The sequence below is a fragment of the Allochromatium humboldtianum genome, assembly GCF_013385175.1.
Lineage (GTDB): Bacteria > Pseudomonadota > Gammaproteobacteria > Chromatiales > Chromatiaceae > Thermochromatium > Thermochromatium humboldtianum.
Genome location: NZ_JABZEO010000004.1, coordinates 349444 through 373966 on the forward strand (window position 1 = coordinate 349444; position 24523 = coordinate 373966).

Annotated in this window: 21 protein-coding genes and 1 pseudogene; 2 read left to right on the forward strand and 20 right to left on the reverse strand. The window is 65.9% G+C overall.

Annotation, left to right across the window (positions count from 1 at the left end; all coding sequences use genetic code 11):
• Positions 1–70 precede the first annotated feature (70 nt).
• On the forward strand, positions 71–1912 hold the full coding sequence (locus HW932_RS08400) for a tyrosine-type recombinase/integrase (protein ID WP_176976036.1): 1842 nt from the start codon (positions 71–73) through the stop codon (positions 1910–1912).
• A gap of 34 nt (positions 1913–1946) precedes the next feature.
• Here HW932_RS08400 and mobH read toward each other — a convergent pair whose 3' ends face one another.
• From mobH to HW932_RS08415, 3 genes are all read right to left on the reverse strand, one after another.
• Positions 1947–3764, reverse strand: a complete 1818-nt coding sequence (gene mobH, locus HW932_RS08405) for a MobH family relaxase (protein ID WP_176976037.1) — start codon at positions 3762–3764, stop codon at positions 1947–1949.
• A 202-nt stretch (positions 3765–3966) separates the two neighbouring features.
• A complete protein-coding gene (locus tag HW932_RS08410; protein WP_176976038.1) occupies positions 3967–4887 on the reverse strand; it encodes a nucleotidyl transferase AbiEii/AbiGii toxin family protein in 921 nt (306 codons plus the stop codon).
• The gene (locus tag HW932_RS08415; RefSeq protein WP_176976039.1) at positions 4880–5638 is read right to left on the reverse strand and encodes a type IV toxin-antitoxin system AbiEi family antitoxin domain-containing protein; all 759 of its coding nucleotides are present in this window, start codon (positions 5636–5638) and stop codon (positions 4880–4882) included. Before HW932_RS08415 ends, HW932_RS08410 begins: the two co-directional genes overlap by 8 nt.
• Positions 5639–5830: 192 nt before the next feature.
• Between HW932_RS08415 and HW932_RS08420 the strand changes: the two genes are divergently transcribed.
• On the forward strand, positions 5831–6193 hold the full coding sequence (locus tag HW932_RS08420) for a DUF3742 family protein (RefSeq protein WP_425485116.1): 363 nt from the start codon (positions 5831–5833) through the stop codon (positions 6191–6193).
• A gap of 28 nt (positions 6194–6221) precedes the next feature.
• Here HW932_RS08420 and HW932_RS08425 read toward each other — a convergent pair whose 3' ends face one another.
• The 17 genes and pseudogenes from HW932_RS08425 to HW932_RS08505 all read right to left on the reverse strand — a co-directional run bounded on the left by HW932_RS08425 (position 6222) and on the right by HW932_RS08505 (position 24470).
• Positions 6222–7754, reverse strand: a complete 1533-nt coding sequence (locus HW932_RS08425; RefSeq protein ID WP_176976041.1) for a conjugal transfer protein TraG N-terminal domain-containing protein — start codon at positions 7752–7754, stop codon at positions 6222–6224.
• Positions 7755–7769: 15 nt separating this feature from the next.
• Complete coding sequence (locus HW932_RS08430; protein ID WP_176976042.1) at positions 7770–8084, reverse strand: hypothetical protein; 315 nt, start codon at positions 8082–8084, stop codon at positions 7770–7772.
• Entirely contained in the window at positions 8081–9487 is a 1407-nt protein-coding gene (locus tag HW932_RS08435; protein WP_176976043.1) for an integrating conjugative element protein, read from the reverse strand. Before HW932_RS08435 ends, HW932_RS08430 begins: the two co-directional genes overlap by 4 nt.
• A gap of 10 nt (positions 9488–9497) precedes the next feature.
• A complete protein-coding gene (locus HW932_RS08440; protein ID WP_176976044.1) occupies positions 9498–10442 on the reverse strand; it encodes a TIGR03756 family integrating conjugative element protein in 945 nt (314 codons plus the stop codon).
• Positions 10443–10510: 68 nt separating this feature from the next.
• Positions 10511–10876: pseudogene (locus HW932_RS08445) on the reverse strand (TIGR03757 family integrating conjugative element protein); the annotation flags it as partial.
• 216 nt (positions 10877–11092) lie between these two features.
• Complete coding sequence (locus HW932_RS08450; RefSeq protein WP_176976045.1) at positions 11093–11773, reverse strand: hypothetical protein; 681 nt, start codon at positions 11771–11773, stop codon at positions 11093–11095.
• Positions 11770–12648 carry a ComEC/Rec2 family competence protein gene (locus tag HW932_RS08455; RefSeq protein WP_176976046.1) on the reverse strand — a complete coding sequence of 293 codons (879 nt, stop codon included), beginning with the start codon at positions 12646–12648 and terminating at the stop codon, positions 11770–11772. Before HW932_RS08455 ends, HW932_RS08450 begins: the two co-directional genes overlap by 4 nt.
• A gap of 1 nt (position 12649) precedes the next feature.
• Positions 12650–14896, reverse strand: coding sequence for an anti-phage 6A-MBL system cap2_3 protein (cap2-3, locus tag HW932_RS08460; protein ID WP_176976047.1), 2247 nt, complete (start codon positions 14894–14896; stop codon positions 12650–12652).
• A gap of 11 nt (positions 14897–14907) precedes the next feature.
• The gene (gene mblB / locus HW932_RS08465) at positions 14908–16068 is read right to left on the reverse strand and encodes an anti-phage 6A-MBL system MBL-fold protein (protein WP_176976048.1); all 1161 of its coding nucleotides are present in this window, start codon (positions 16066–16068) and stop codon (positions 14908–14910) included.
• Positions 16069–16322: 254 nt separating this feature from the next.
• Positions 16323–16817, reverse strand: coding sequence for a RadC family protein (gene radC, locus HW932_RS08470; RefSeq protein WP_176976049.1), 495 nt, complete (start codon positions 16815–16817; stop codon positions 16323–16325).
• A gap of 195 nt (positions 16818–17012) precedes the next feature.
• Positions 17013–17756, reverse strand: a complete 744-nt coding sequence (locus tag HW932_RS08475) for a DsbA family protein (RefSeq protein ID WP_176976050.1) — start codon at positions 17754–17756, stop codon at positions 17013–17015.
• A gap of 13 nt (positions 17757–17769) precedes the next feature.
• Positions 17770–20658, reverse strand: a complete 2889-nt coding sequence (locus tag HW932_RS08480; RefSeq protein ID WP_176976051.1) for a conjugative transfer ATPase — start codon at positions 20656–20658, stop codon at positions 17770–17772.
• The gene (locus HW932_RS08485) at positions 20658–21092 is read right to left on the reverse strand and encodes a TIGR03751 family conjugal transfer lipoprotein (RefSeq protein WP_176976052.1); all 435 of its coding nucleotides are present in this window, start codon (positions 21090–21092) and stop codon (positions 20658–20660) included. Before HW932_RS08485 ends, HW932_RS08480 begins: the two co-directional genes overlap by 1 nt.
• The gene (locus HW932_RS08490) at positions 21073–22506 is read right to left on the reverse strand and encodes a TIGR03752 family integrating conjugative element protein (protein WP_176976053.1); all 1434 of its coding nucleotides are present in this window, start codon (positions 22504–22506) and stop codon (positions 21073–21075) included. Before HW932_RS08490 ends, HW932_RS08485 begins: the two co-directional genes overlap by 20 nt.
• Positions 22496–23410, reverse strand: a complete 915-nt coding sequence (locus HW932_RS08495) for a TIGR03749 family integrating conjugative element protein (protein WP_176976054.1) — start codon at positions 23408–23410, stop codon at positions 22496–22498. Before HW932_RS08495 ends, HW932_RS08490 begins: the two co-directional genes overlap by 11 nt.
• Positions 23407–24099, reverse strand: coding sequence for a PFL_4703 family integrating conjugative element protein (locus HW932_RS08500; protein WP_176976055.1), 693 nt, complete (start codon positions 24097–24099; stop codon positions 23407–23409). Before HW932_RS08500 ends, HW932_RS08495 begins: the two co-directional genes overlap by 4 nt.
• Positions 24096–24470, reverse strand: a complete 375-nt coding sequence (locus tag HW932_RS08505) for a TIGR03750 family conjugal transfer protein (protein WP_425485117.1) — start codon at positions 24468–24470, stop codon at positions 24096–24098. The genes HW932_RS08500 and HW932_RS08505 overlap by 4 nt, the downstream gene beginning before the upstream one ends.
• Between the last annotated feature and the right edge of the window lie 53 nt (positions 24471–24523).

Here is a 24523-nt window from a genome sequence, read left to right on the forward strand (position 1 = left end):
CCGGATTGTTCCTGGGGTTGAGCGGGCCATGGGATGAGCATCTGACTCCTGACTCTGTTCAGGAGCAGACATGGCACTTACCGACATGACGGTCCTGCAGGCCAAGGCCACCGGCAAGGACTACACCCTCGGCGATATCGACGGGCTCTCCCTCGGCGTGAGCGCGCAGGGAGGGAAATCCTGGCACTTCCGCTACACGTGGCTTGGCAAGCAGAAACGGATGTCCCTGGGAACCTACCCGGAGATCAGCCTGCGCGATGCCCGCGCCAGACGTGACGAGGCCCGCGCGCTGCTGGCCAAGGGCATCAACCCCCGGCTCCATCGCGAGAAGGAACGCCAGGCCATCTCCCTGGCCGCCGAGCACACTTTCCAGGCGGTCTACGAGAAGTGGCTCGCGCACCGCTCGCTCAAGCTCAAGGAAGGCCGGCAGAGCACGCTGGTTCAGATTCGGCGCGCCTTCGACAAGGACGTCCTGCCCGCGTTGCGCAAGCGGTCGATCTACGAGATCAACCGCGCCGACCTGCTTGAGGTCGTCGGCCGCATCGAGCGGCGCAAGGCGCTGTCGGTGGCCGAGAAGGTGAGGACCTGGTTCAACCAGCTCTTCCGCTACGCCTTGGTGATCGTGCCGGGACTGGAGCGAAACCCGGCCTCCGACCTCGATGTCGTCGCATTGCCCCAGCCGCCCGTGCGCCACAACCCGTTCCTGCGCATGGAGGAACTGCCCGCTTTCCTGCGAACCTTGCGCAAGTACCCCGGCAGACAGCAAACCCAGCTCGGGATTCGACTCCTGTTGCTGACGGGAGAACTCCGCCGTGCGGAGCCGGGGCAGTTCCTTCTGGACGATGGCCTGTGGATCATCGAGCCGGAGAACGTGAAGCAGTTGAAGACCCAGATGATCAAGGCGGGGAAGAACCCTGCGGACATCCCTCCCTACATCGTGCCGCTGTCCGTTCAGGCCATCGAAGTCGTCAGGTTCATGCTGGACCGCTTCAAGCCGGCCCAACGCTATCTGTTCGCCCACGCCAGCGACCTCAATGAGCGCATCAGCGAGAACACCATCAATGGGGCGCTCAAGCGTCTGGGTTACGAGTCGCAACTGACCGGCCACGGCATCCGCGGAACGATTTCGACGGCGCTCAACGAGATCGGCTACCCGAAGGTTTGGATCGAGGCGCAACTGTCCCACGCCGACCGGGACAAGGTGAGCGCGGCCTACAACCACGCCGAGTACGTGGAGCAGCGACGCCGCATGATGCAGGACTGGGCCGATCGGCTCGACCTGTTCGAACAAGGCCAGGTCGAAGCCGCCAGCGCCCACCTGACCGTCCACCTGGAAGGCGTAACCGGCGCCGCGGAGGATCGGAACGCCGGAACGCCTCCGGGGGAAGCGGCGGCCCCGATTCTGCTGGTGGCAAAGCCGCGGGAAGGCATGTGTCTGTCAACGATCCCGGTACAGCGACTGTCGGCCGTTCGGGCGCCCCGATCCGAGGAGCCCGCCCTGTCGAACATCCAGCGCGAACGGATGCTGCTGCTCGATATCCTGGAGGCGCCCCACAACCTCTCCGTCGCCGAATACGCCAAGCTCGCCGGCAAGTCCCGCCGCTGGATCACTTACGAAATCCAGGCGGGCAACCTCCTGTCGATCAGCCTGGACAACCGGGGACAGCGCGTACCGGATTGGCAACTCGATCCCCTCAAGCGCCGGCTGGTCCAGACCATCCTCAGGCAGATGCCCCCGGGAGTGGATACGTGGCACATCTACCACGCGCTCACGCGGCCGAGCGGACTGTTCCAGGGGCAGTCCCCGATCGAAGCGGTGACGCCGGAGAACCTGCACGTCGCCGTACATCTGGTATGCGGTGCAGTGGGCGAGAAGGTGATGCAGCGCGAGGGTCTTGGCATGCGAGCCTGAAGTGCCCCAACGGCAGGTCGCCGACATGAGGGTTCTACACGGGATCGGTATCGGTTATCAGCGACAGGTACGGATTGTTCGGTGGCGCGTTGATGAACAGGACCTGCGGGTCTTCCAGCAAGTAGCCGTGGAGGCGGCGCGATTTCCGTGGCCCCGTGACCGTGCAGGTCCAGATGTTCAGGCCGCTCCGTTGCTTGCGGTGCAGTTGCAGCTTCTCGAATCGTTTCTGCACCCATTGCCAATCGGCCAACTGTTCCTGCCTTGCAAGGAAAGCGGTCTTGGGGTGCTCCTGGGCATAGCGCTGGAACACGCCCGGACTGACCAGATAGACGGTATCGGCGACCGTATGCACCAGCGCCTTGGCGTCATTGATGATGAGCGTGCGCGCCTCGATGCGCCGACGCAGCCAGGCGACGAAGTGCTCGCCCGACGGCATCTCCTCCAGCGCTGGGGTCGAGGCAGGTGCCGGTGCTCTCGAGTCGGCCGTGGCTCCTGGGTCACCGGACTCGATGGTTCGGCCTTCCATGGCGGGAAGGGGTGACTCGTTGGCCGATGAAGAGCCGGCCAACGCCACGTCGGAGGTGCCAAGCAGACCCAGCAACGCTTCGATGCCATCACCGGCTGGCTGCACCGGCAAAGACTCGGATACGGCCGAATCCTCCACGACTGGCAGCGACGCGGGAATGGTCGGTTCCACCTCCTCCTGCACCACCGTCACCGTTCCGGCGAACGGCGGAGGCCGCTCGTCGCCTTCCCAGATCAGGGAGGGCGCGAGGCGCAGGAGCGTGAAGGTGTGCGACCAGCCCGCGTCGCTGGTGACGGTGGCCTTCCAGATCGCCTTGTCATCCGGTGTGGCCAGGGCAATGCCATGGTCCTGCAGGATGTTGAACACCGCCGTGTTGTTCGACGGAATGCCGTCGATGCCCAGGGCCAGCAGATGGGCGCGCAGCTTGTCCGCGACGGTCTTGCTCACCAGCCAGAGCGCGTCCTGGGTCAGCCATCCATCCGAGGCTTGGGGCTGATTCAGCTTGAATTCCTCCTTGAGCAGATAGCGCAGGCCGTCCAGCAGCTTGCGCTGCAGCGCGTGCCTGGGCGCCGCCAGCGCCTTGCCGGGATCGCCGCCGAGTTCCTGGGCGACCGATGCCTGGTCGGCCTGCACGACCAGTTCGCCGAGCGTGCCGGCGTGCTCGTACTGGCCGGCCAGCACGTACAGCAGCGCGGCCCAGAGGTCGGGATAGCCGCTGAGCCAGTCGAAGATGTCCCGATCGAGAAGGCGCGCGTAGAGCAGCCCGGTGGCGGCGCTGTGCAGGCGGCACTCACGCTCCTTTCGGTAACGGAAACGGTAGGGCTTTCGGAGCGGACCATGCCAGGGATGCCAGATCGTGCCGTCGGCATGTTCGACGTGCAGATCGACCGCGATCTTGCCGATGTCGTGCAGCAGGGCCGCGTAGGCCGTGCCTGCGGTCCAGGCTTCGGCCTGGGCTGCCTGTGCCTCCGGCGTGACGCCCGCAGGCAGCAGGTATGACTGCCGCAATTTCAGCGCGTAGGCGACAATCTCCAGGCCGTGGTCCAGCATGCCGCCCGGATAGGCGTGGTGGTGGTTCTCGGAGGCCGGGAACTGCTGGACCAGCTCGGCGTAGCGCTCCAGTGGGGCGAGGTAGAGCGTGGCGAACTGCCGGCGCGAGAGCGATGTGCGCTGCCAGATGTGTTCCAGCAGTTTCTGCCGGCGCGGCGTGGCCAGCAGCGATGCGGCCGACTCCGGCCGCATCGACCCTTTCGGAGTTTCGATGGCGGAGGTGGGTGGCGTGCCGGCGGTGGGTGGCACCCTTTTGCGCTGGAACAGCGAGAGCATGGTGGCGATCCCTGTGGTCGTGACGGGGAGGAGGGCCTTTGGCCTTTTCGGGTAGGGCCTTTCCCCTTGGCGCCCTTCCTTTGCCCCTTCCCAGCCCTTTGGCCTTTGTCGGAAGCCTTTGGGTATAGGGCCGCTGCTGCGCGGGTGCCACGATGAATGCGGCATGGGGCAATCCCGGCATTGGGGCGCTGCGGGATGTTCGTCAGCTCTGGCCCAAGCCGGTGTCGAGGGCGGCGGATTGCGCTGCGAAGTCGTCGGGACGGCGCTTGCGGAAGGTTTCGAGATTGGCGAGCTTCCAGCGCAGTGCCGGCAGTTGCGCGGCGTGCTGGCATGCTACCTGCGACCAGTCCGGTTCTGCGCGCGCCAGGCCGCTCAGAAACTGCCTGTGCGCGGTGCTCAGTCGCTGTGGCAGTTCGCGCCGCAGCCTGGCGCGAGCATCGAGCAGCATCTCCAGGGAGCAGTCCACTTCGGTCATGCCGACAAAGGCCCGCTCGTACTCGCCGGCGATGTCCTTGTCGTTGCCGAACAGCACTTCGTGGGGCGGCCGGTTGTGACCCGCCAGATAGATCACGAAGCACTCGACCATGCCGTCGCTGATGTCGCCCGACTCAAAGAGTTGCCACACGTCGAACAGGTCGCGGGGGTGCTGCCGATCCAGCGCGGCCACCAGCTTGCTGGCGTACAGCTCGTCCGGTGCCAGAACCTGCAGCTCGAACTCGACGCCGAACAGATCGCTGGTCCTGGCGCTCAGCGGCCGCCGCTCGACGGGCAGCACGCTGCCGCGGAACACGACATTGACCTCGATCTTCACCTGGCTGGCGTCGTTCTCGACGATCAGCTTGGTGTCGCCCAGGTCCTTGGCGCGAACCAGGCGTGTCTGCACGCCCAGTGGCGCAAGGCGCGCGGCGATGGCGGCCAGCTCCTGGTTGATGGCTTGCAGCGCTTCGTCGCGCGGCGTCTGCCACGGGAGGTACACCACGTCGATGTCCACCGACAGGCGCGGCATGTCCCGCACAAAGAGGTTGATGGCCGTGCCGCCCTTCATGGCGAAGATGTCGTTGGCGAACACGTCGGGCGCGACGGCCAGCAGCAGGCGAACGGTGTCCGCGTAGGTCTTATCCATGAGGTCTCAGGCTCAGCAAGGTGCCGTCATCGAGCCGGCTCATCCAGCGCGTGTTGCTGCCGGTGCGAACCGGGTACTGCGCCAGCAGGGCATCGACATCCACGAGGCTGGTCTCGCGCGCCCAGGTGAGGAACAGGCGCACGGCCTTCACGCTGGCGCAGCAGGACAGCAGTTGCCCGAGCAAGTCCTTGCGGGGGGAACGCAGTCCATCGAAGAGGTTGCGGGCCTCTTCGAGGCTCTGCTTGATGCCGGCTTCGTACAGCAACTCCAGAATGGCACGCTCGGGGGCTGCCACCCGCAGATCCTCGGGCAGGCCAGGCGGCGTGGTCAGGGTCTTGCCGGCCAGCGCCGTGTCCGGCCAGTCGAACAGGCGGGCGTGGACATAGCGGGCCGGAAAGCGCGAAGTGAACCAGGCCGGCAACGCGAAGCGACCGTCGCCCCACAGCACCAGCGCCTCCCGGCTGCCCAGGTTGTGCCGCACCCCCTGCAGGGCCAGGGCGCTCTTGCCGCCGACGTGGAGGCCGGGCACGCGCTGTTGCAGGAACTTCAGCGCACCGTAGACCCCGAACTCATCGTTCGGGAAGGCATAGACGCCATGGGCCAGGCGCACGAGCCACCCGCCGTCGGCATAGTGGGCGGCGAGCTGGGGCGACACCCCGAACTGGTTCAGGGTGGCAAGGTCGAACGGCGCCCCGCGGGGGAGTCCCGCCTGCAGCCGCTTGATTACCTGGTGCCTAGAATTTCCATCCATGCTATAAAAATAGCACGGAATCCAATCATCCCCTAGAGCTATCGCAAGAACGTGCAGGGAAAGTAGCATAAAGTTTGATTTATAGCGCAGAATCTAATCGCCCTGCGACCGCTCTGCCAGCCGCAACCCGCCCTCCTGATCGCGGTCTATCCTGGAGGGCAAGCGGCACCACTGAAACCGAGGCACATGAGCATGACCACCAACACGCACAACGGGCGCTGGAGCCACCGGCTGGGCCGGGGGGCTGGCCGTGCCTGGCGTGGATACCTGCGCCGCGAGCAGCGTGTCGCCGGCTGGCTGGTGACGCGCGGGGTGCCTGCGGGCGCGGCGACGGCGGTGCTCTGGATCGTCAAGCTGGCCGTACTTGGCATGCTGCTCTACACCGTATCCTGGCTCGTCCTGCTGCTGGCCTTTGCGGTGGTCGCCGAATGGCTCGCGCGGAACGCCGACGAGGACGACGAGAAGCAGCCGGAACTTAGAGACGGACACTCGGGCGTCGGCCTGTACGACAAAGATGACTGGCGGATCGACATGGGCGATCCCGACGAGCCGTAGCTGTCGCATCAACGCGAGAGAGTGCTCCTTACTTCGCAGCACCTTTCGATACAGCCGTCATCGCAAGGCGAGAGCCACTACCCCCAGCCGACTTTGCATCGGACGTGCCAGTGATGAGACCGCCCAGGAAGTTTCCGGCGCGAACGCCTGCCCATCCGAGTGCCATGACCCAGAACGTCGGCAACACGATGAACATCGTTGCCATGACGAAGTTCAGCAGCATGTCACCGAACGCATTGTTCAGGCCGATCAGGGGATCGAAGTTGGTGTGCGGCCGATTTGCCCCGAATCCCCAGCCATAGAGGGCATCAAGGATCGTGCTGTCGATCCAGCGCGCGAGCTGGAACCAGAAGTCCACGAAGAACAGCGCGAACTGGACGCAGCTCACCGTCACCACCGTCTTCAGGTCGTAGGTGCCGATCAGCAGCACCAGCGGGATGCAGATGACGAGCGCCATCTTGAGCATCGTCAGCACCATCGGCAGCGCCTGGCGCACCACGTCCATCGCCGGAAAGAAGCCCAGCGAGCCGACGGTCAGCCCCAGGTCGCTCGCGCCGCGCGTGACGACGTTCGGCAGCGTCTTGTCGATCTGGCCGCCGTAGTCGGTGTAGACGGCGCCCTGGTTCATCTTCTGCTGCCTCGGCGAGACCACGGCGCGGATCACCGAGTCATTGACCTCGCTCTGCGACAGGAAGCCCGCCCAGCGCCCGACGCGGGTCAGCAGGTCCGGGTCGACCTGTGCCAGCAGCCGGCTGCGCAGCCCCTGGTCGCCATCGGCCCACCACTGCCGGCAGGACGGATAGCCGCCGCCGCTGTCCACCTGTGCCAGCCCCGCATCGCGGGTCGCGTCGTAGGGCCAGGCCGTGCGTGGGGTCTTGGCGCGATAGGTGTCATAGAAGCCGGGCGTGTCGAGGAAGTAGCTCGACCCGATCCAGGTGACGTCGTTCATCTGCTCGTCGGAGAGCGTCGGCCGGTTCATGAACAGCTTGGCGCGCGACGGCCCGTAGCAGTCGTGCGTGAAGTCGGCGACCTCCTGTGCCAACACCGGATCGTCGATGCGCGTGGCATTCACATCCATGCGAATCTGACGCAGGTCCGTGCCGCAGGGAATCGCCGCCACCGCGGAGCCCGTCACGGCTTTCGACAGCGCGTGCATGAAGAACCACCACACCGGCACCAGCGCGCTCTGGTCGTTGAGTGCCGTGTAGACGTTGGACCAGCCCGTGTCGTTGGGCAGCGGGACGTTGACCTGGCATTGCGCGGAGCGCGTGGTGTCGAACTTGATCGTGGCGAGATCCACCGGGATGAACGGGATGCCGGCGAACATGATGACCACGATCGCCACCCACACCCGGTTCTCGATGCGCATCGACGACAGCACGCCCTTGTTGCCTTCGTCCGCACCCTCGCTGCGGGCCTTGAGCCATTCCTGGATCACGATGGCCACGAACGGCAGCGCGAACACGCCGCTGGCCACGAGAATGCTCCAGATGCCGTTGTTGACCACCCAAGCCACCAGGGTCAGGTAATACTCCAGGTAGTCCGTGGTGTAGAGCGTCATGCCTGCCTCCCGGTCTCAGCCGTGCCGCAACAGTTGGCTGGCTTCCAGCGCGACCACGGCGATCACCGCTGCGATCTCCGTGCGCAGCAGGCGCCGACGCATCCACCACCAGCCGTAAGCCGTCGCTCCGTAGAGGCACAGCCGCCACACGAAGAAGTGGCCGGCGTGCGCCTGCAGCCAGTGCTGCCAGCCCTCGACGCCGCCGACCACGTGGATGCCGGCGATGTTCACCGCCACCGCGGCGGCCACCACCAGCAAGGTCCACAGCAGCGCCACGCCGACGCGGCGGTTGAACAGCCATGGCAGCCGCAGCCAGGCCAGCCGGCTCATGGCGTACCGCTCCGCGGCTTCTGGACTTCCCGCAGACGGTCGCGTGTGGTGTCGCCCTCGAAGACGCCGCGCGAACCGGCAGCGCGGGTGCTGTGGCGCTGGATGATCGCCATCGCCGAGTTGCCGGCCAGCGTGCGGCGCAGCTCCAACTCGGTCTTGAGGTTGTTGATCTCCTGCTCCAGCGCGCTGTTCTCCTGGTCGACCGCCTGCACGGCCAGTTCGTTGGCGGCGACGTTCGGCTCCTTCTTGCCGGTCAGCAACGTGCGTTGCAGCAGCAAGGCCTTCTCCAGCACGCTGGACAGCGCCGCCTCCGACGCCAGGCGCTTGCCCAGCACGTCCTGGTCGGGTTCATCACGCAGGGCCTCGATCACGCCGCGAGTGATCGGCAGCGAGCTGCTGCCGGCCGCGTCGAGATTGGCCGGCGTCGTCGGCCGGGTGCCCGTCACCAGCTCCTGCAGCACCTGCAGCTTGGTCTCGTACTCTTCCTGGATCACTGGCGTGAGCCCGACGCCAGGCTTGGTCTGGGTCTTCGTGCAGTTTTCGCAGGTGCGTTGCTCGCGTTCGCCCAGCACGCGGTTCGCAAAGGCCGCGGCCGCGCCAGGCGACGACCAGGTCTGGCAGGTCAGGCGGTTGCCGCAGGCGCTGCGCGCGATCGACGAGGTATCGGTGACGCTGCGCCCGTTGAGCAGGTTGTAGCCCGCGCGTGTCACGTCGCCGACCACCTTGATCGAACTCTGGCCAGAGCCACCCGCGTTGCCGCCGCCGACCCAGGGCACGCCGTTGTTCCCTTTGTTGGACTCGGCCTGCTCGATGGCGGAGACGGCATCGGTGCTGCTCACCGCATCCCGCAGCGCCATCCCCTCGGCGAGCTGGTCCCAGCCGGCCTGGCCGCCGGCCGTGTCCGCCATCCGATTGGCGATGGCCCGGCAGGTCATCTTCGAGCGGTCGAAGTCCAGGCGCGCCTGGAGGATGCCGTTGGTCAGCAGGTTGTAGAGCCCCGGGTCGGCGCGCTGGATGATCAGGGCCGGCAGCGAGGCCACGGCGCTGGTGGCGTTCTGGATCACGTTGCTCATGATCGTCTGGAAGCCGTTGGTGATGCCGTTGAGCTGGTTCTGCAGCGTCGTGGTGATGCTCATGTCGCCGCAGATCAGATTGCTGTTCCAGCCGACCCCCACGCCGATGCTCTGCATGTTGCCGGCCCCCCCCATCGACACGGCCCGGCCGCCGCCGATGCTGTAAAGCACGTCGTCGCCGATCACGCTGCCGCTGACGTTCACGCCGTTGGGGTCGATGCGGGTCTGCGCCCAGGCGACGCCGACGACCAGCGTGATGGCCGCCACGAGCAGCGTGGCCCGCAGGTGCGACTTCGCGCGGCGCAGGAAATCAGGAAGGAATGCGTTCATCGTGGGTTCCTCACATGAAATCGACGCTACCGAGGAAGACCTGGCCACGGCGCCGGCAGCAGGAGTACGGCCGCCACAAGGCCCAGGCGTAGTCGCCCTGCTGGGCCTGCACGCGGGTGCGGCTGTGCGGGAAGACCACGCAACTGTTCGAGAGCGTGGGCGTCAGCTCCTGCCACTTGCCCGTCGAGGCGTCGGTCTCCATCAGCGCGCCGGCCGGCCAGTAACCGTCGCGGGCGCTGGCCAGCAGGGGCTGGTACACGTGAATCTGGTTGCGGCGCGTCACGATGTCGCCCGCGCGCTGCGCGACCACGGCGCCGCTCTTGTGATCGTCGGTCTGGTGCAGGAAGCCCCCGCGGGGATACACGTTGCCCCAGAGGTTCAGGCCGGTGCGCGTACCGATTTCGCGCCGGCCGGGGATGAGCGCTTCGGGATAGAACGCTTCCGGGATGTTGTAGCGCCAGGCGATCGTGTCGAGCGTGCTCAGCAGGTACGGCATGAAGGCCGTGCCAGCGCCTTCGCAGGTGTAGCCGGAGGCGCTGGCGAACTGGCTGAACACCATCCCGGCCGGATGGCCGATGACATCGGCGTTCTTGAACTTGGCGAGGTTGTTCTCGTTGTCGTGATTGGTCGTGCCGTCACCGCCAGCCTTCGCGGTCGGGTTGGGCATGCTCATCGCCCTGACTTCCAGCCACGGGTTTTCGCCGGTGTTCGAGTAGCTCGACACCACCGCATCGGGGACGTAGTGGCGCACCTTGACGGAGGTGCGAACCGAGCAGCCGAAGGGCGTGCAGTACAGCCAGTAGCAGATTCCGACCACGCGGTATTCGAGGCAGTCGGGGGACAGCGCCGACGAGACGATGGTGGAGGTGTCCAGGGCGAACGTCGACGTGGCCGTGCCCAGCAGCAGCGAGGCGACGGTGGCGCGCAGACGCCGGGATGCCAGCAGGAGGCCCATGGCTGCGTGCTCCGGTAGGCGTTGATGCGCGCGACGGCGCGGGGCACGTCGGGCTCGCCGTAGACCACGTAGCGTCGATCGACCACCACGGCCGGAACCTTGGCGATGCCCAGCCCCCAGGCATCCGCGACACCCTGGTAGGCATGGCCGATGCGGCGCTGCAGGGCCTCGCCGCCGTCATGCAACCGCTGCCGCACCAGGGCTGCAGCCTGTTGGGGGTCGGCCGGCAGGTGCGCCGCGAGTTCAACCTCGATGCGCGTGGCCTGGTCCAGCTCGATGATCCGCACGCCGGCCGGGGCCTGCACCGGATGGCGGCTGTCGGTGACGACGAGCACGTCGGCGGCCCAGGCGGAGGGGCCGAGCAGCACAGCCAAGAGTCCGGCCGCAAGCAGGCGCCACTGCACTACAAATGGGTTGGATATGGGAGCTGGCATGTCGAGCCACCGTGAAAACGATCTGGGTGGGTAGTCGACTCCAGGGGGGCGATGGAAGCGACTGTCAAACCGGAATCGGCACTCTCCGGTTTGATGCGACAACAGCAGCGAGCGTTATGGGCTGCTCAGGATGCAAAAAACGGGGAAGCTGGAAGCTCCCGTCAAGATCAATACGCTGCCATCTGGAGGACCTTGTGTACGAGGCTGCGCCAGAACCTATCCATCAGCCTCCTTCTTCCGCGAGTTCGTCACTTTCCGGCTGGCATGCACGGCCAGCACGTTCTTCTGCACGAAGCGGATGCCTGTCGTGCGCGCAGCGAATGCCGCGACCAGATATTGACCCAGGAACCAAGCGGTCGAGATCAGAATGCGAGGCGTATCCAACCCACTGAAATACATCACCGCGGGAACTATGGGCACGAGCAGCAGCGACATAGCGGCAATGTCGCGGAACAGCAGATAGTTCTTGTGGCTGTCCACGACCGAGGGGTCTGAATCGACCTGCTTGTAGAGTCCGTACCACTTCGCGTTCTGGTCGCGTTCACCCACAGGGAACTCGCCGACGTTCTTTTTCAGCTTCGTCAGGTCGATGCGGTGATCCGCCGGCGCGTGCACGGAAAAGGCACGCGAACCCGGCAACGGATGCTTGCAGCGCCAGAATACGAGGATGGCCTTGTGGTCGGCCGAAATCAGCGACGAGAAGATCAACACCGGGATCGGCAACAGTGCGGTCAGGCTGGCGCGAACGGCCGCCAGTCGAGTCGGCGTCAGATCCTCGATCGCGGTGTGGAAGGCAAGGACTAGAAGGACGAGGAAGTCCAGGATGAGCGTCGCCACCAGCCATGCGAGGTTGCGGCCCTTGAGTGTCTTGCTGCCGTAGTTTTTGGTGTCCCTCATCCATAGCACTCCGTATAGATGGTGAAATCGCCACGATCATTGACGTTGAATTGAATCCAGCCATCGCGTCGCGTCGTGAGCACACGGCGCTGTTTTCCAGTCGTGGCGACAAGAACTCCGTTCGGCCAGTGATCTATGACGCGCTGGCGATAGGTCTGAGTTATCCCCTGCGTATCATGGACGATTGCTTTGTCGGACATCACGATCGCTCGCGGGTGACAGTAGTCGAATAGCGCCCGGCAGTAGCCGTTCTCTCGGCCGTGGTGGGATGCCACGAGCACGGTCGTGTCGATGAGCTCAGCTCGAAATGCCGGCTGTTCGAGCAGCGCCAGCCATCCGTCTTCTTCAAGGTCGCCGGGAAACAGAATCTTGAATGGCCCATACTTGAAGGATGCCACCATGCTCAGGTTGTTCGTGTCGTAAAAGGGTGGCGTCGAGTTCCAAAACGTCCGCACCGAGATGCCTCCCATACTCTCATCGAAGGGGACGTCCACGGGGTAGACGTAGCCGGCATGAATGTCCAAGTATCGTTCGATGTCCTCGGTCAGTTCGCCGCTGGCCTCCTTGATGATCCTCATGACGTCGGGTGACACGCTGCGATTGCGGAAGAACGTGGATACTGTGATTCCTTCTTTCCACAGGTTGTTCAGATCGCTGATGTGGTCGAGGTCCGCATTCGTCACGAACAGGTAGTCCAGAACGTTGCGCTTCAGGTAGTGCTTGATGTAGGTGCTCGGCTTCCAGCCTGTGGTGCTGTTGTCACCCGAGTCGATCATCGCCAGGCGCCCTTCCACGCCGTAGGCAGAGCGATGTGTGAGCATGGCGCAGGCGCCATGTTCAACGTCCCATATCTTCAAGATCATCTCGCCTGGCATATCACTGCACCGCACCTTGCAAGATTTGCAGGTCTTGCTCTCCAACGATGAGCTGAACAGCCGGCAGGCCGTCATCGGCCATGCCGAGTGCCAAATGGACGAGTTGCACGAGGTCGTGCCGGCTCGGAGATGCGGAGTGGCCAGGCGGATGGCTATGCCATTCGCCGACGTAGCCGACCATGCCCGCGGTGCGCTTGGCGGCGTCCTTGACCGCTTCAGCAAGTCCGGCGACGCCACGCTCGAAGGAGTCGGGGCTGGCCTTGCTGTCGGAGGGCGCCGGCAAACCGGCGACGATGACAACAGCCCTGATGTTGAAATCGTAGTACCCGAGCAGCACGCCGCCGGTTTCGTTGGGAAAGCTTTGCTGGCGCAAAGTCCGCAACTGTTGTTCGACGCCGTCGTCGATATAGAGGTCAAGCTCACCCAGCGCGATACGCCGCTCGGGCACTGCTGGCACATCATGCACCTCGACGCCGCCACGCGCAGGATCGCGTTGCCAGATCCGAATCAGGGCATCCTCGCGCGCCACAGCGGCCTGGATCTGCTCCGCCAGCGTACTTGCCTGGCCCAGGATGCGCGAGTAAGGCATCACGAGTGAGATGTCGCGGCAACTCGCCCCGCTCCAGAAGGTGCTCGCGTGGCCGTCGAGGTGGACTCTCCCCCAGTCCTGCTGGATCAGTGCGCGATAGTACTGCGCCTCCAGTGTGCGAAGCCGTTGCATCCGCTTCGCATCCTCGGCAAGCAGCACTGCAGCGTTGCCGTTCGGCGTGACGAAGACGGAGAAATGTCGCGGAAGGGTATCGACCACGCTGGCCGCCCGTGGGTATTCAAGTGTGGTCGAGGCGTCGATGGCCAGTGCGGCGCCGGCGAGCGCCTGTGCAACATCCGCCTGTGCAAAGTCGCAGCCATCAGCCACTACTGGGACAATCTCGGTCGCTCCTTCCATTGCGGCGGCATGTAATCCTGCGACCACCGTGGCCTTGGTCTCGCCAATGTGTTGCGCGTAGGCACCGTGCCGAGAGAGGTTGTGCGGCTTGATGTGATCCTTGTCGATAACCATCCAACGTCCCCAGCCGCTGCGGCCCCATAGATTTAGCAGCGCGCTGCCGAGCGAGCCTGCGCCGACCAATACGCCCGCTGGCCCTTCTTCCGTGACCCCGGATTGACGCATCGCCGCCGTTCGGTCGTTTTGAGTCAGGACAGCCATGGGCAGGATGGGCTGCTCGCGCCATGCCGTTGCTGGTTGCTGGTTCAGCAGGTCCTTGTAGTACCGTTTTTCATGGACAAACAATGCACCGCAGGCGATGCCGAGTTCGAGGCCGCCAATCGGTACGAGGAATGCCCGATGCGCGACGCCATCGGGCTCGGCATCGACGCTTCGACGAATGGGGATATGCAAGAGGATGATCGTGCCCTTGTCGTCAGCCGAGGCGGTCGTGCCTGCTTCATCGATGTCAGCCTGTAGCGCTTCCCGTAGAGGACCAATCAGGTCTACCTCGCGTCGTGCCAGTACATCCGCCAGTTGCCCCAGCGTCACAGGATCACGCTCGACGAGGCCGTGCACGATGGGGGGCAGCGCCAGTTCAATGTGCTTGGTCGTCTTGACACGCGGGGCGGTCTTCGCAGTGGGTTCCAGAAAGCAAGTGAAACCGCCGTCAGGGCGTTCATGCCGGAGAACGATGGCGAAACGCAGAGCGGGATCTTTGCGGAGTTCAGTCAGATTCCACGGCAGAACGAGTTCGTACTTGCTGGCAAAGAAGAGATGCTCAACCGGCTGGTCCGCCGCGTGTAGCTCGCCTCGGGCGCTCTTCTCCAGCCACCACTGGATGCGACGAAGGAATGCTTCGGGCGTCCAGGTGCGCATTACCGCTCCGGCTGCCTCGAAATACAGGCATAGGCTCGCAGGGGTGCCGGGTACGCCTTGATTCTGATGCATCAGGATCGGGAAGTCCTGACGCAGCGCCAACACCTCGATCAGCCTCTTGGGGTCATTGGGGACACACAGCGCCAAGCGCTCACGGTACCGGATGCCGACCGGATTCTTCGGCGGTACGTCGTCACACTCGACCTCCACGACGAGACATTCGAGCGTCGGATCGCCGTCAACGGGATGGCGGAGAATCTGGACAAGCGAATAGTCGCGCTGACGCTGGACCGCGCCAAACAGCGCTTTCGCACGGGGGATCGTTAGTTCGCTGGCGTCCTTGACCTCTACGACGTTCGCGAGCTCGTGGTACGCATCCGGCATCATCCAGCTCGTCAGCCTGCGCGCGGCGGAGTTGAGGTGATGATGGCCGGCGCGCCGATGGACGCTGAACGCTTCCAGGTAACGCCGCCGCTGGCAATCTCGAAAACGATCGGTTCTGGCTTGTTGGCGTTCGGCTCCTCCATCGTCACCAGAAACTTGCGTCCGCCGACTTCCTTCAAGTAGCGCTCGTAGGTGTTGCGGGCTTGGATGTGCGGTGGTTGCACTTGCTCGTAGGACTCCTTGATGTCTGGAATGGGCTTGCTGCAACTGACGATGTAGGCGTCGCGCTTCCCTTGGAGCAACAGTTCCTTGACCAGCGGCTTCGGCTCAGTCTCTTTGTCGCCTTTCTGGCCTTCCTCGTTGAGTGCCAGATAGCTGCAATGGTGCGGGATGTTGTACAGATCCCAGGCGAGGCGATCATCGTTCTTGTGGTGCCTCGTCGTGCGGACGATGTCTTCCATTTCCTCCCAGGTGGCATCGCCCACTTCTAGGTAGTCGTAATACGCGCCATCTGCCAGGAAACGTACGTTGAACACCAGCGAGGCGCGGTTGCGGATGATGTCTCCTTCATCACAATGCTTGATGAAAGGCGAGTGGCAGAAGAACTCAACCCCATCGCTGGCCAGCGAGAATCCGGGGACAATTGTGCCGGCGTCTATGAAGAGATGATCGCGCGCCGAAGCCGCTTCTCCCCGTTCTTTCAGTCGAGGTTCGAGCCAATCGGCGAGCGCCTTCGGCTTCGAGAACACAAGGATGTCCTTGCCTTCCAGTAGGCGGTGTCGCGCCTCTTGCCGGAGCAGTACAAACTCTTCCTGCTGATGGTCCTTGTCGGCCTCCTCCAGCAGCATGGCGGCTGGAACCCAAAGCTCCCGAATCTTGATCTGGCCTTCGCCTTGGTACTTCTTGGCATGCTGAAGCTCGAAGAAGTCGGTGCTGCCTTGGATGTGATCCAGGTCCGCATGAGTGAAAGCCACCACGTCGAAGTAGTCGCGATCGACTGTCTTCAGTTCGTCCTTGAGACGGGACTTCAGGTCGATTTCCGGGGTGTCGGTATCTTCGGCTCTATCGCGGTGGCAAAAGTCGAAGAGAACGCGGCGGCCGCCAGACAGGACAATCTGGGTGGTGTCCCCGTTTCCGACCGGGTAAAAGACAACCTTATGCACGTCTGCCACGGAGTACTCCTTGTTCAGGATAAGTGGCAGCTTTGCTATTTAGCACTCTACCACCGAGAGTGCTAACATTATATATACGAATCCACTGACGATCAATACACTATATGTAGATTGTCAAGCGAGGTGCGTCGTGCAGGCAATACCGCCTGAGTAGCTGGGTGACCCCAGTGGTCCGTCATTGGGACGCCACGGCCCCGCGTCCATGCCGGGTAGAAATTCCACAGGCGCCCCGGAAGGGACGCCTGCGGTGCGGACTACAACAAGCCGGCTTCGGCGAACGAGTACGGGCTGCCCTTGCCGACGATGAAGTGATCCAGTACCCGGACATCGACGGTGGCCAGGGTGCTCTTCAGCCGCTCGGTGATCGCACGATCAGCGGCCGATGGCTCGGTGTTGCCCGAGGGATGCTGATGCGCCAGGATCAGCGCCGAAGCGTTGAGCGCCAGCGCACGCTGAACCACCACCCTCGGATACACCGAAGTCTGGTCGACCGTGCCCTTGAACAGCGGCTCAAAGGCGAGCACCTGGTGCTGGTTGTCGAGAAACACGACGGCGAAGATTTCGTTCGGCTCCGCGACCAGTTTCAGGCGCAGGTAGTCGCGCACGGCGGCGGGACTGCCCAGCGCCGGACCGGCCTTGAACACGCGGTTCTCCAGCAGGGTGATGGCCTGCCGGATGATCCAGTCTTCGTGCTGGGCGGCGATCAGGGTGAGCGACTCCGGGCAGGAGTCGGCGATGACAAGAGACATGGCGAACCTCCAATGGATGAGATCGGAGGGCGCCTGCCCCGGGAGGGCAAACCCTCCTGGGGACGATGGGGATGGAACAGGTGACGAGCGGGCATCCACCACCGCGGATGCGGTGGCTGTTCGCGTCAAGGGATGCGATGCGAACGGGTTTCGATCAACGCGGACGAGCCGCGCCGCAGCCTTGAAGATCGATGGCTACCTGGGCATGTCACCGGCGACGCCGGCGGGCATGTCTGGGGAATGGGCGGGTTCGGCTGCGGGCGTGCTGCCGGCGGCGAGCAGGTCGATGGCCGACAGCAAGGCATCGCCTTCGACGGGACCGTGCAGCAGGAGGGTCTTGCCGGACTCGCGGTCGCGCAGTTGCAGGGCCGGCGTGGCCGCGATGCCCTGCTGTGCCGCTTCCGCCGCCTGGGAACGGATGACGGCATCGGGGCGATCGCTGTCGAGACAAGCCTGCATGGCTGGTGTGAGGTCGGGATAGCGCAGGCCTTCCGGCAGGCCCTGGCCGTCGCCGCGGGTGTGCGCGTAGAGCCACGCCACGGCCTGCCAGAACGCGGCATGTCCGCCCGTCTCGCCCGCGCATTCGGCCAGACGCGCCCCGGCGGTCGCGGCCGGCTCGTGCATGGACAGCGGCAGGTGGTGCCACTGCCAGTTCACCTCGGGATGGGCGTCGATCCAGCGCTTGAGCGCGGGGAAGTAGGCCCGGCAGTACGGACACTCCAGGTCGGCGTACCCGACCACCGTGAAGCGCGCATCGGCACGGCCATACAGCCAGGGCGGGCCGGCCGGTTTCGACGCTTCGGACCCGGCGGCGGCCAGGGATACGGGCTCGGTTGCCGGATGCGGCGCGCGCAGCAGCATCCACGAGGCCACCGCAATCGTCGCCACGATCAGCAGACCGATCCAGGGATGACGGCGGGCGAATGAAGGCAGGCGCATCGTGTCGCTCCCGTCAGGCCAGCGTGTCCAGCGCCAGGGGTTCGATGCCCCGCGCACGGTCGATCTTCTCGGCCACGCGGAAGGCGGCATCCAGCTCGCTGATGCCGTGCTGCTGCATCAACTGGAAGCGTTCGGCCTTCTCCTCGGGCTCGGTCATCGCCATCGCCAGGTAGAGGCTGGGCGGCACGGCGCGGAACAGCACTTCCATCGACTTGGACAGGATGACGCCCTCGCTGAACTTGCCGGCCTCCTTGCGGGCCGAGAGCATCAGCGCCTTCTGCGAAGCGTTGAGTTCGCGGAAGCGCGCGATCTTCTCGACTTCATCGGGTGGCATCGACAGGCAGATCCACCACTCGATCATGTTGAGCATGGGCTCGGCCGCTTTCGGCAGGTCGTCCAGGTTCTGCGTGGCGAGCCAGAACCAGGCGCCGAGCTTGCGCCACATCTTGGTGATCTTGACCACGTAGGGCGCGAGCAGTGGGTTCTTCGTGATGATGTGGCCTTCGTCCGTCACGTTGATGATCGGGCGGCCCAGGAACTGGTCGCGCTCGGCGATGTTGTTGACGGTGTTGATGAGCGAGATGTAGGCAATCGAGAGTTGGGCGTTGTAGCCCTCGCGCGCGAAGGTGGCCAGGTCTACGATGGTGATGTCCGCCTCGGGCCACGGCGTGCCGGACCGGTCGAACATCTCGCCGTCCACGCCCTGGCAGAACATATCCATGGCGTCGGCCATTTCCAGCAGCCGTGCGCGCCGCATCTCCGGCAGCGTGGCGTCGCGGGCGCGCTCGCGCAGCGCGTCACGCACGTCGCGCGTGAGCACGGTGCGCTTGTCGGCCACGCAACGCTGCGCCGCATCGAGAATGCACTGGTGGATCAGGCTGCGGTCGGCGCGCGTCATGCGCGCTTCTTCCTTGTCCTCGCCGCCGGTGATCATCAGTCGAGCAGTGATCTCCAACTCGCCGAGCACGTCGCGCTGCTCGTCGCCTTCCACGGCCATGCCGGCATCGGTCTGGTCTTCGTCGAGCGCATCGGCGTCCAGCGTCTGTACCTGGCTCGGCGTATCGACCAGGCGCCAGGCCTCGGCGAACGGCGCCAGACTGACGCCCGCGCCCGGCGCGAGCTTCACGCGATGCACGGTGAGGCCCAGCCGTGCCGCGAAGTCGCCAAACAGGCCGAAGCTGTTGCCCGCCTCGACGATGAACAGGCGCGGCCGATAGATCGCCGTCACCTGATTCAGGATATTGTTGAGCGTCGCGCTCTTGCCCGAACCCGTGGGGCCGAACAGGAACAGATGCGCGTTCATCTGCCGGTCGAGGCGGTTCAACGGATCGAAGGTGATCGGACCGCCGCCGCGATTGAAGAACGTGATGCCCGGATGCCCCGTGCCCTGGCTGCGGCCCCAGACCGGTGCCAGGTTCGCCGCATGTTGCGCGAACATGAGCTGGGTGTACCACTGGCGCTTGTCGGCAGCCGGATCGAACACGCACGGCAGCCAGCGCAGATAGCTGTTCAGCGGCGCCACCTCGTCCTCTTCGCGTACCGGTTGCAGGCCGGCGTTGAGCATCACATTGACGAGCTGCAGGCCGCGCGCATCGAGCTGGGCCAGGTCGCGGCCGCGCAGGTAGAACGCCAGCGCGCCACGGTAGAGCTTGTGCGCGCTGCCGATCAGGCCGCGCGCCTGCTGCACGTCCTGCCGGGTCTGCTCCGAGGCCAGGGTCTCGCCGACGGCCTTCCTGGCGAGGTGGTTGAGGTGCGCCTCCAGCACGTCCTGGGGCGTGGCGACCAGCGTCAGGCACATCACCGTGTCTTCGGGCATCTGATCGAACAGCGCGTTCATGGCATCGCCGCCCTTGCGCGTCTCGCCCGTCAGATGACCCGTCACGGGTGGCGTGCGCAGGCGATCCATCACGATCACCCGGTGCGGCATGCCATCGAAGAACCACAGGCCGTTGGGCACGTCGGAACGGGGCTGGCCGAAGAACAGGCGCTGCGCGAAGTCGGTGCCGCTGGCGAGTTCGATCTCGCCCTCCTCCCGCTCTTCCGGGTAGCGGGTCAGCGCGTAGAAGCGTTCCCGATCTTCGGCAGTGGCGCCGAGCAGGGTCGGATTCGGGTTGAACCAGCGCAGCAGCCAGGCGTGAATGTCCGCCGCGCCGAGACGCCGGGCTTTCACGCCGGCATTGGCCAGCCCGCCGACGAGGCGGTCGCAGATCGTCGTCAGCGCCTGCTCGGGCGACTGGCCGCGCCGCGGGGCCGGGGCCGCGGATGTGCGGCGGTAGACCACCATGCGCACGCGCCGAACCTGGCCGCGCCACGGCAGGCGCGTCACCGTGGTGTCCTCGAACAGGCCACCCGGTTTGGCGATGGCCCGCAGGTGATGGGCGAAGAAGCGCAGGTAGAAGTCGCTGAACGCGCTGCCCTGCGCACGCGGCTGCAGATAGTTCGCCAGGGAGCGCAGATAGTTGTCCCAGTCGGCCTCGTCCTGGGCGTAGAGCTGCACCACCCAGGGGTTGTCGTCCAACTCGTCGAAGGAGTCCTGCAGGGCGTTCTCCAGCGCATCGCGCGCCTGCCATAGCCAGGCCATCTCGCGGCCCTCGGTGCCGACCGGCGCCAACTCGAAGAAGGCCGCCACCGACTGGCCATCTTCCAGCAACATGCACTTGCTGCCGGGCAGGTACTCGACCCAGGGCAGCAAGTCCGCGAACGACGGCGCGACGCCATAGAGCGCATCGTGGTCGGCCTGGGTGGCCGGCCTGCGCCGGCCCCGGTCGAGCGCGCTGCCCGGCTCGGCGACACCCTGTGCCGCCAAGGCCGTTACGTGCCGTGCCCAGGCATCATCGGCCGCATCCACGGCGTCAGCAGGCGATGCGTCGGGCTTGCGTGGCCACGGCAGCGACCAGGCCATCAGTAGTCCTCCACGCGCTCGCCCGGCATCGCGTACTGCACGCGCTGGTAAAGCGGGAACACCGTGCTGTAGCCGGGCACCGGCACCGGGTCGGTGCCCGCCAGGTGCGGGAACACGTACATCACCAGGTCAGGGTTCGGCAGGCGGTGGAACTGGCGGTAAATCTCGTTCTGCGCGGTGCGGGTGTAGCGCGCCTGCACGCCGGCCGCCGCCTGCACATCGGCATCGGCCAGCGGCCGGCGCAGGCCCTGGCGCGCATCGAGCAGTTGCCGCGCGGCCTGGCCGCCGCCCGCGCTGCCGCCGGTCTCCTGATGCCAGATGTCGAGCATGGTGCTGTCGCCGTGCGGCAGCAGCTTCTCCTTGCTGGTAGCGCAGCCGCCGAGCAGGGTGGCCGCCAGCAGCAAGGCGGCCGCGTCAATCCAGATCCGAGGCATGGGCTTCTCCGGTGCGGTGGTGGACCCGACGCCCCTTGGCGTCGTAGTCGATGTCGAGCGGCTGCTCCAGATGCACGGCCACCCTGGCGCCCGGCTGCACGTAGACCGCCGCGAAGGCCTGGCCGTAGAGCTTGTTGACCCAATCGGCCATGTCGCGCACGCCGCCCGCGAGGATGCGTCCCATCGCATCAACGCCGCTGATGCCGACGGTGCCCAGCGAGCCGTTGCTGTTGGCAACCACGGCCACGCTGCCGTTGTCGGACTTGATGAGCGAGGCCGCGCCGGCGCCGGCCGCGGTGATGAGCGCCTGACTGCCCAGGTACTGCTGGGCGTTGCTGCGCCGCTCGCCGCTGACGCAGGGAATGCCGTAGGGGTCGCTGATCCAGCCCAGGCCGCCTTGGATGCTGTCGCCGTTGTGACCCGAATTGCCGCCGCTGCTACCGCCCTTGCTGCTGTCCTCCGGCACCGTGCGGATGGTGCCGTCCTGGAACACGAACGTGACCGAGCGGATTTGCCCGCGCACGCACGAGAGCGTCCAGTCGCCCGAGGCCGTGCCGCTGACCACGGCGCCGGCCACGTCGGGGATGTCGATGCCGTTGGCCGTGAGGTTGTCCGGGCCGATCAGCACCTTGAACGGGTACGGTTCGTTGACGGCTCCATCGATCGGCACGCGCCCGATCAGCGCCGTCATGGCAATCGACCCCATGAGCGTCGAGTTCGACGGCACGGTGTAGACCGCCTTCGTGGATGCGCCCACCGCGCGGCTGCCGACGTCGGCGACGGATTCCACTGCGGCCGACAGGCTTTTCTGGGCCGGCCCGAAGCTCAGGGGAAAGCTTGGCTCCTTGCTGGCGTTCCTGGCGTCGACCTTGGCATCGTCGGGCTCGACCCACTGCGTGCCACCGACGCCACGGTCGAAGCGCTGGCCATCACCCTCTTCCAGCCCCAGCCCGACGGGCAGGTCGGACGGGCCGCCCTTGCCGGCAAGGCCGTCCAGTTGCCGCTGCAGATCCTGCAGCAGCCCCTGGGTCTGCTGCCTGTCGCTGGCCACCTGGCTGCGCTCCTGCTCCAGGCGGTTGCGCTCGCCTTCCAGCGCGCTCTGGATGCGCTGGTCGATCGCGCTTTCCCGCGCGCGCAGGCGCTCGTTCTCGGCCTTGTGCTGCCTGTTGTCGCCGAGCGCGCTCTGCAGCTCGGTGCGCAACTGCTTCACCTGGGCCACCAGCGTGGCGACGGTATCGCGCGGCGTGTCGCCTGCGATGCCCAGGGCTTTCATCTCCTCGGGCGTGAGCGTACTGGCCGCGCCCTTGGGAGCGGGCTGGCCGCCGGGGGCGCCGGAGAACAGCTTGATACCGACGAACACCAGCAGCAGCGCCATCGGGATCAGCAGCCACTTGAGCAGCGGATTACTCTTCATCGCGCGCTCCTCCGGTCGAGCCGGCCGCGGCGGCCGGCGGCAGGTTCACGGTGGCGTCGATCGGGCTCAGCGCCGGCAGCAGCGACTCGGCCAGGCCGTGGCCGCGCGTGACCAGGTAGAGCACCGTGGTGTCGGACGGGTTGCCGGCCGGCCCCAGGTTCGGATGCTGGAAGGTCGCCGCCACGAAGTTCCCCTGCAGGGCGCGCGGGTCGAGGTCGAGCCAGCGTGCGGAGGTATTGGTGAGGCGGATCGCCGTCACCCATTGGTCTTCCAGGCGCCATGCGGCCAGTGCCCGCGCGCGCACCGGCAGCGTCGGCAGCAAGGTGTCCAGCGCGAGGTCGCGGCGCAGGTTCACGCGCCCGATGCCGGCGACCGGCTCGACGGTGCGCAGTGGCGCGTACAGGTTCTGTGCGGCATGGCGCGTCAGCACGACCGGTACCGGCGTTTCGCGCCGGGGAAGGGATTTGTCTGCGGGCGCAACGGCCTGCTCGTCCGCGCCGCTTGCTGCACCGCCGCCGTAGCGCTTCGCGGGGGCTTCCGCTTCCACGATGCGCACCGGCTCCAGCGGCGCCTGGCCGTCCTTCGCCGGCTCGGCGGCGATGTCGAGCAGGATCAGCGCGCCGGATTCCACGTCCTGCAGTTGCAACCGCGTGGGCGGAATCGGCTTGCTCGCCCGTAGGTAGATCGCGCCGCCCGCACTCTGCACGCGCAGGTGGTCGCCGACGCTGGCCGGCACGCCGACGCGCACATTGCGGTCGATGAAGACCACGCGCTCCTGGCCGACCACCAGCGGCACCGGCAGGGGCAGGCGCTCCCAACGCAGGATTTCCACGGCCTGGCTGGCCGGCACGAAACCGAGGATCAGCAGGACGCCGGCCAGGGCCGACAAGGCAATGGGCTTCATGGGGAGTCTCCCTGCAGATGGCCGGATGCGTTGGCGGGCGCGCCGGCCTGGGTCGACGTCGGCGGCGGTTCGATGCGCTGGGGTGCGCCGGCGTAGCAGTCCAGCGCCAGGCCGAAGGGGTTGTGCTCGGGGTCGATGTCCAGCCGGACGACCTTGATGGGGTAGCGCACCAGGGCGCGCTTGACCTGCTCGGAGCCGTAGTATTCGTCCGCGCTCACGTCGAGTATGACGATCCAATCGCGGTCGGAAACCACCTTGACGCGCGTGGCCGGATCATCGCCGTAGCCGCGGCCGGGAATCTCGTAGATGCCGCGTACGCGCTGACGCAGCTCGCCACTGGCGCGCCGGTACTCGTAGTCCTGTTGCAGGAAGGCCCGGCAGCTCGGCGTCAGGTAGGCCGACAGCGCGCGCAGGTTGCGCGGGTAGTCTTCTTCGCCGTTCGTGGGCCAGCGCTGTACCTGCTGCCAGATGTAGAACGAGAAGGCATACACGCTCTCGGGCGGCACGTCCCACCACTTGCGCATGCTGCCCGAGCGCAGGTCCGGCGGCACATGGATGGTGAGACTCTTCGGCGCACTCCACCAACCGAAGCCGAGCAGCAGCGCCACCACGAACAACGCGCCGGCCCCCAGACGCAGCGTCTTCACGTGCGCCTGCAGGTGCGCAACCTCGTTCTTGAAACGGCTCATGGCGCACCTCGATCGGCGTTGCGCCTGGTAGTCCAGTAGCCCGAGCGGGTGATGAGGCGCTGCCCGCCCAGGAGTGCCGCCAGCGCCGGGTGCCGCAGGGCCAGCCGCCACTGGAGCTGCCGATACAGCCAGGTGTCGGGCCGACCGCGCTTCTGCGCGCGCAGGGAGCCGCCGCCGACGAAGACGCCCAGCGCGATGCCTGCGACGATCAGCGTGGGCACCATGGCGATGCTGTGCGTGAGCCAGGCCAGCGGCAGGCCGAGCGCGAACCCGGCGACGGCCGACAGCCCGGCGCAGACCCACAACTCGTCGGCGGTCAGACCCCGCACGACCACCGGATGGCGGTTCAGGCGATGTGGCAGGAAGGTCACGAGCCCGTCGCGCGGGTTCTCCCGCTGGCTGTCCAAGGTGCCGACCATGGACT

What these genes read in the sequence shown, in the direction of transcription:
- HW932_RS08400 (WP_176976036.1), top strand. Translation starts at nt 71, where the DNA reads ATGGCACTTACCGACATGACGGTCCTGCAGGCCAAGGCCACCGGCAAG.
- mobH (WP_176976037.1), bottom strand. Translation starts at nt 3,764, where the DNA reads ATGCTCTCGCTGTTCCAGCGCAAAAGGGTGCCACCCACCGCCGGCACG.
- HW932_RS08410 (WP_176976038.1), bottom strand. Translation starts at nt 4,887, where the DNA reads ATGGATAAGACCTACGCGGACACCGTTCGCCTGCTGCTGGCCGTCGCG.
- HW932_RS08415 (WP_176976039.1), bottom strand. Translation starts at nt 5,638, where the DNA reads ATGGATGGAAATTCTAGGCACCAGGTAATCAAGCGGCTGCAGGCGGGA.
- HW932_RS08420 (WP_425485116.1), top strand. Translation starts at nt 5,831, where the DNA reads ATGACCACCAACACGCACAACGGGCGCTGGAGCCACCGGCTGGGCCGG.
- HW932_RS08425 (WP_176976041.1), bottom strand. Translation starts at nt 7,754, where the DNA reads ATGACGCTCTACACCACGGACTACCTGGAGTATTACCTGACCCTGGTG.
- HW932_RS08430 (WP_176976042.1), bottom strand. Translation starts at nt 8,084, where the DNA reads ATGAGCCGGCTGGCCTGGCTGCGGCTGCCATGGCTGTTCAACCGCCGC.
- HW932_RS08435 (WP_176976043.1), bottom strand. Translation starts at nt 9,487, where the DNA reads ATGAACGCATTCCTTCCTGATTTCCTGCGCCGCGCGAAGTCGCACCTG.
- HW932_RS08440 (WP_176976044.1), bottom strand. Translation starts at nt 10,442, where the DNA reads ATGGGCCTCCTGCTGGCATCCCGGCGTCTGCGCGCCACCGTCGCCTCG.
- HW932_RS08450 (WP_176976045.1), bottom strand. Translation starts at nt 11,773, where the DNA reads ATGAGGGACACCAAAAACTACGGCAGCAAGACACTCAAGGGCCGCAAC.
- HW932_RS08455 (WP_176976046.1), bottom strand. Translation starts at nt 12,648, where the DNA reads ATGCCAGGCGAGATGATCTTGAAGATATGGGACGTTGAACATGGCGCC.
- cap2-3 (WP_176976047.1), bottom strand. Translation starts at nt 14,896, where the DNA reads ATGCCGGATGCGTACCACGAGCTCGCGAACGTCGTAGAGGTCAAGGAC.
- radC (WP_176976049.1), bottom strand. Translation starts at nt 16,817, where the DNA reads ATGTCTCTTGTCATCGCCGACTCCTGCCCGGAGTCGCTCACCCTGATC.
- HW932_RS08475 (WP_176976050.1), bottom strand. Translation starts at nt 17,756, where the DNA reads ATGCGCCTGCCTTCATTCGCCCGCCGTCATCCCTGGATCGGTCTGCTG.
- HW932_RS08480 (WP_176976051.1), bottom strand. Translation starts at nt 20,658, where the DNA reads ATGGCCTGGTCGCTGCCGTGGCCACGCAAGCCCGACGCATCGCCTGCT.
- HW932_RS08485 (WP_176976052.1), bottom strand. Translation starts at nt 21,092, where the DNA reads ATGCCTCGGATCTGGATTGACGCGGCCGCCTTGCTGCTGGCGGCCACC.
- HW932_RS08490 (WP_176976053.1), bottom strand. Translation starts at nt 22,506, where the DNA reads ATGAAGAGTAATCCGCTGCTCAAGTGGCTGCTGATCCCGATGGCGCTG.
- HW932_RS08495 (WP_176976054.1), bottom strand. Translation starts at nt 23,410, where the DNA reads ATGAAGCCCATTGCCTTGTCGGCCCTGGCCGGCGTCCTGCTGATCCTC.
- HW932_RS08500 (WP_176976055.1), bottom strand. Translation starts at nt 24,099, where the DNA reads ATGAGCCGTTTCAAGAACGAGGTTGCGCACCTGCAGGCGCACGTGAAG.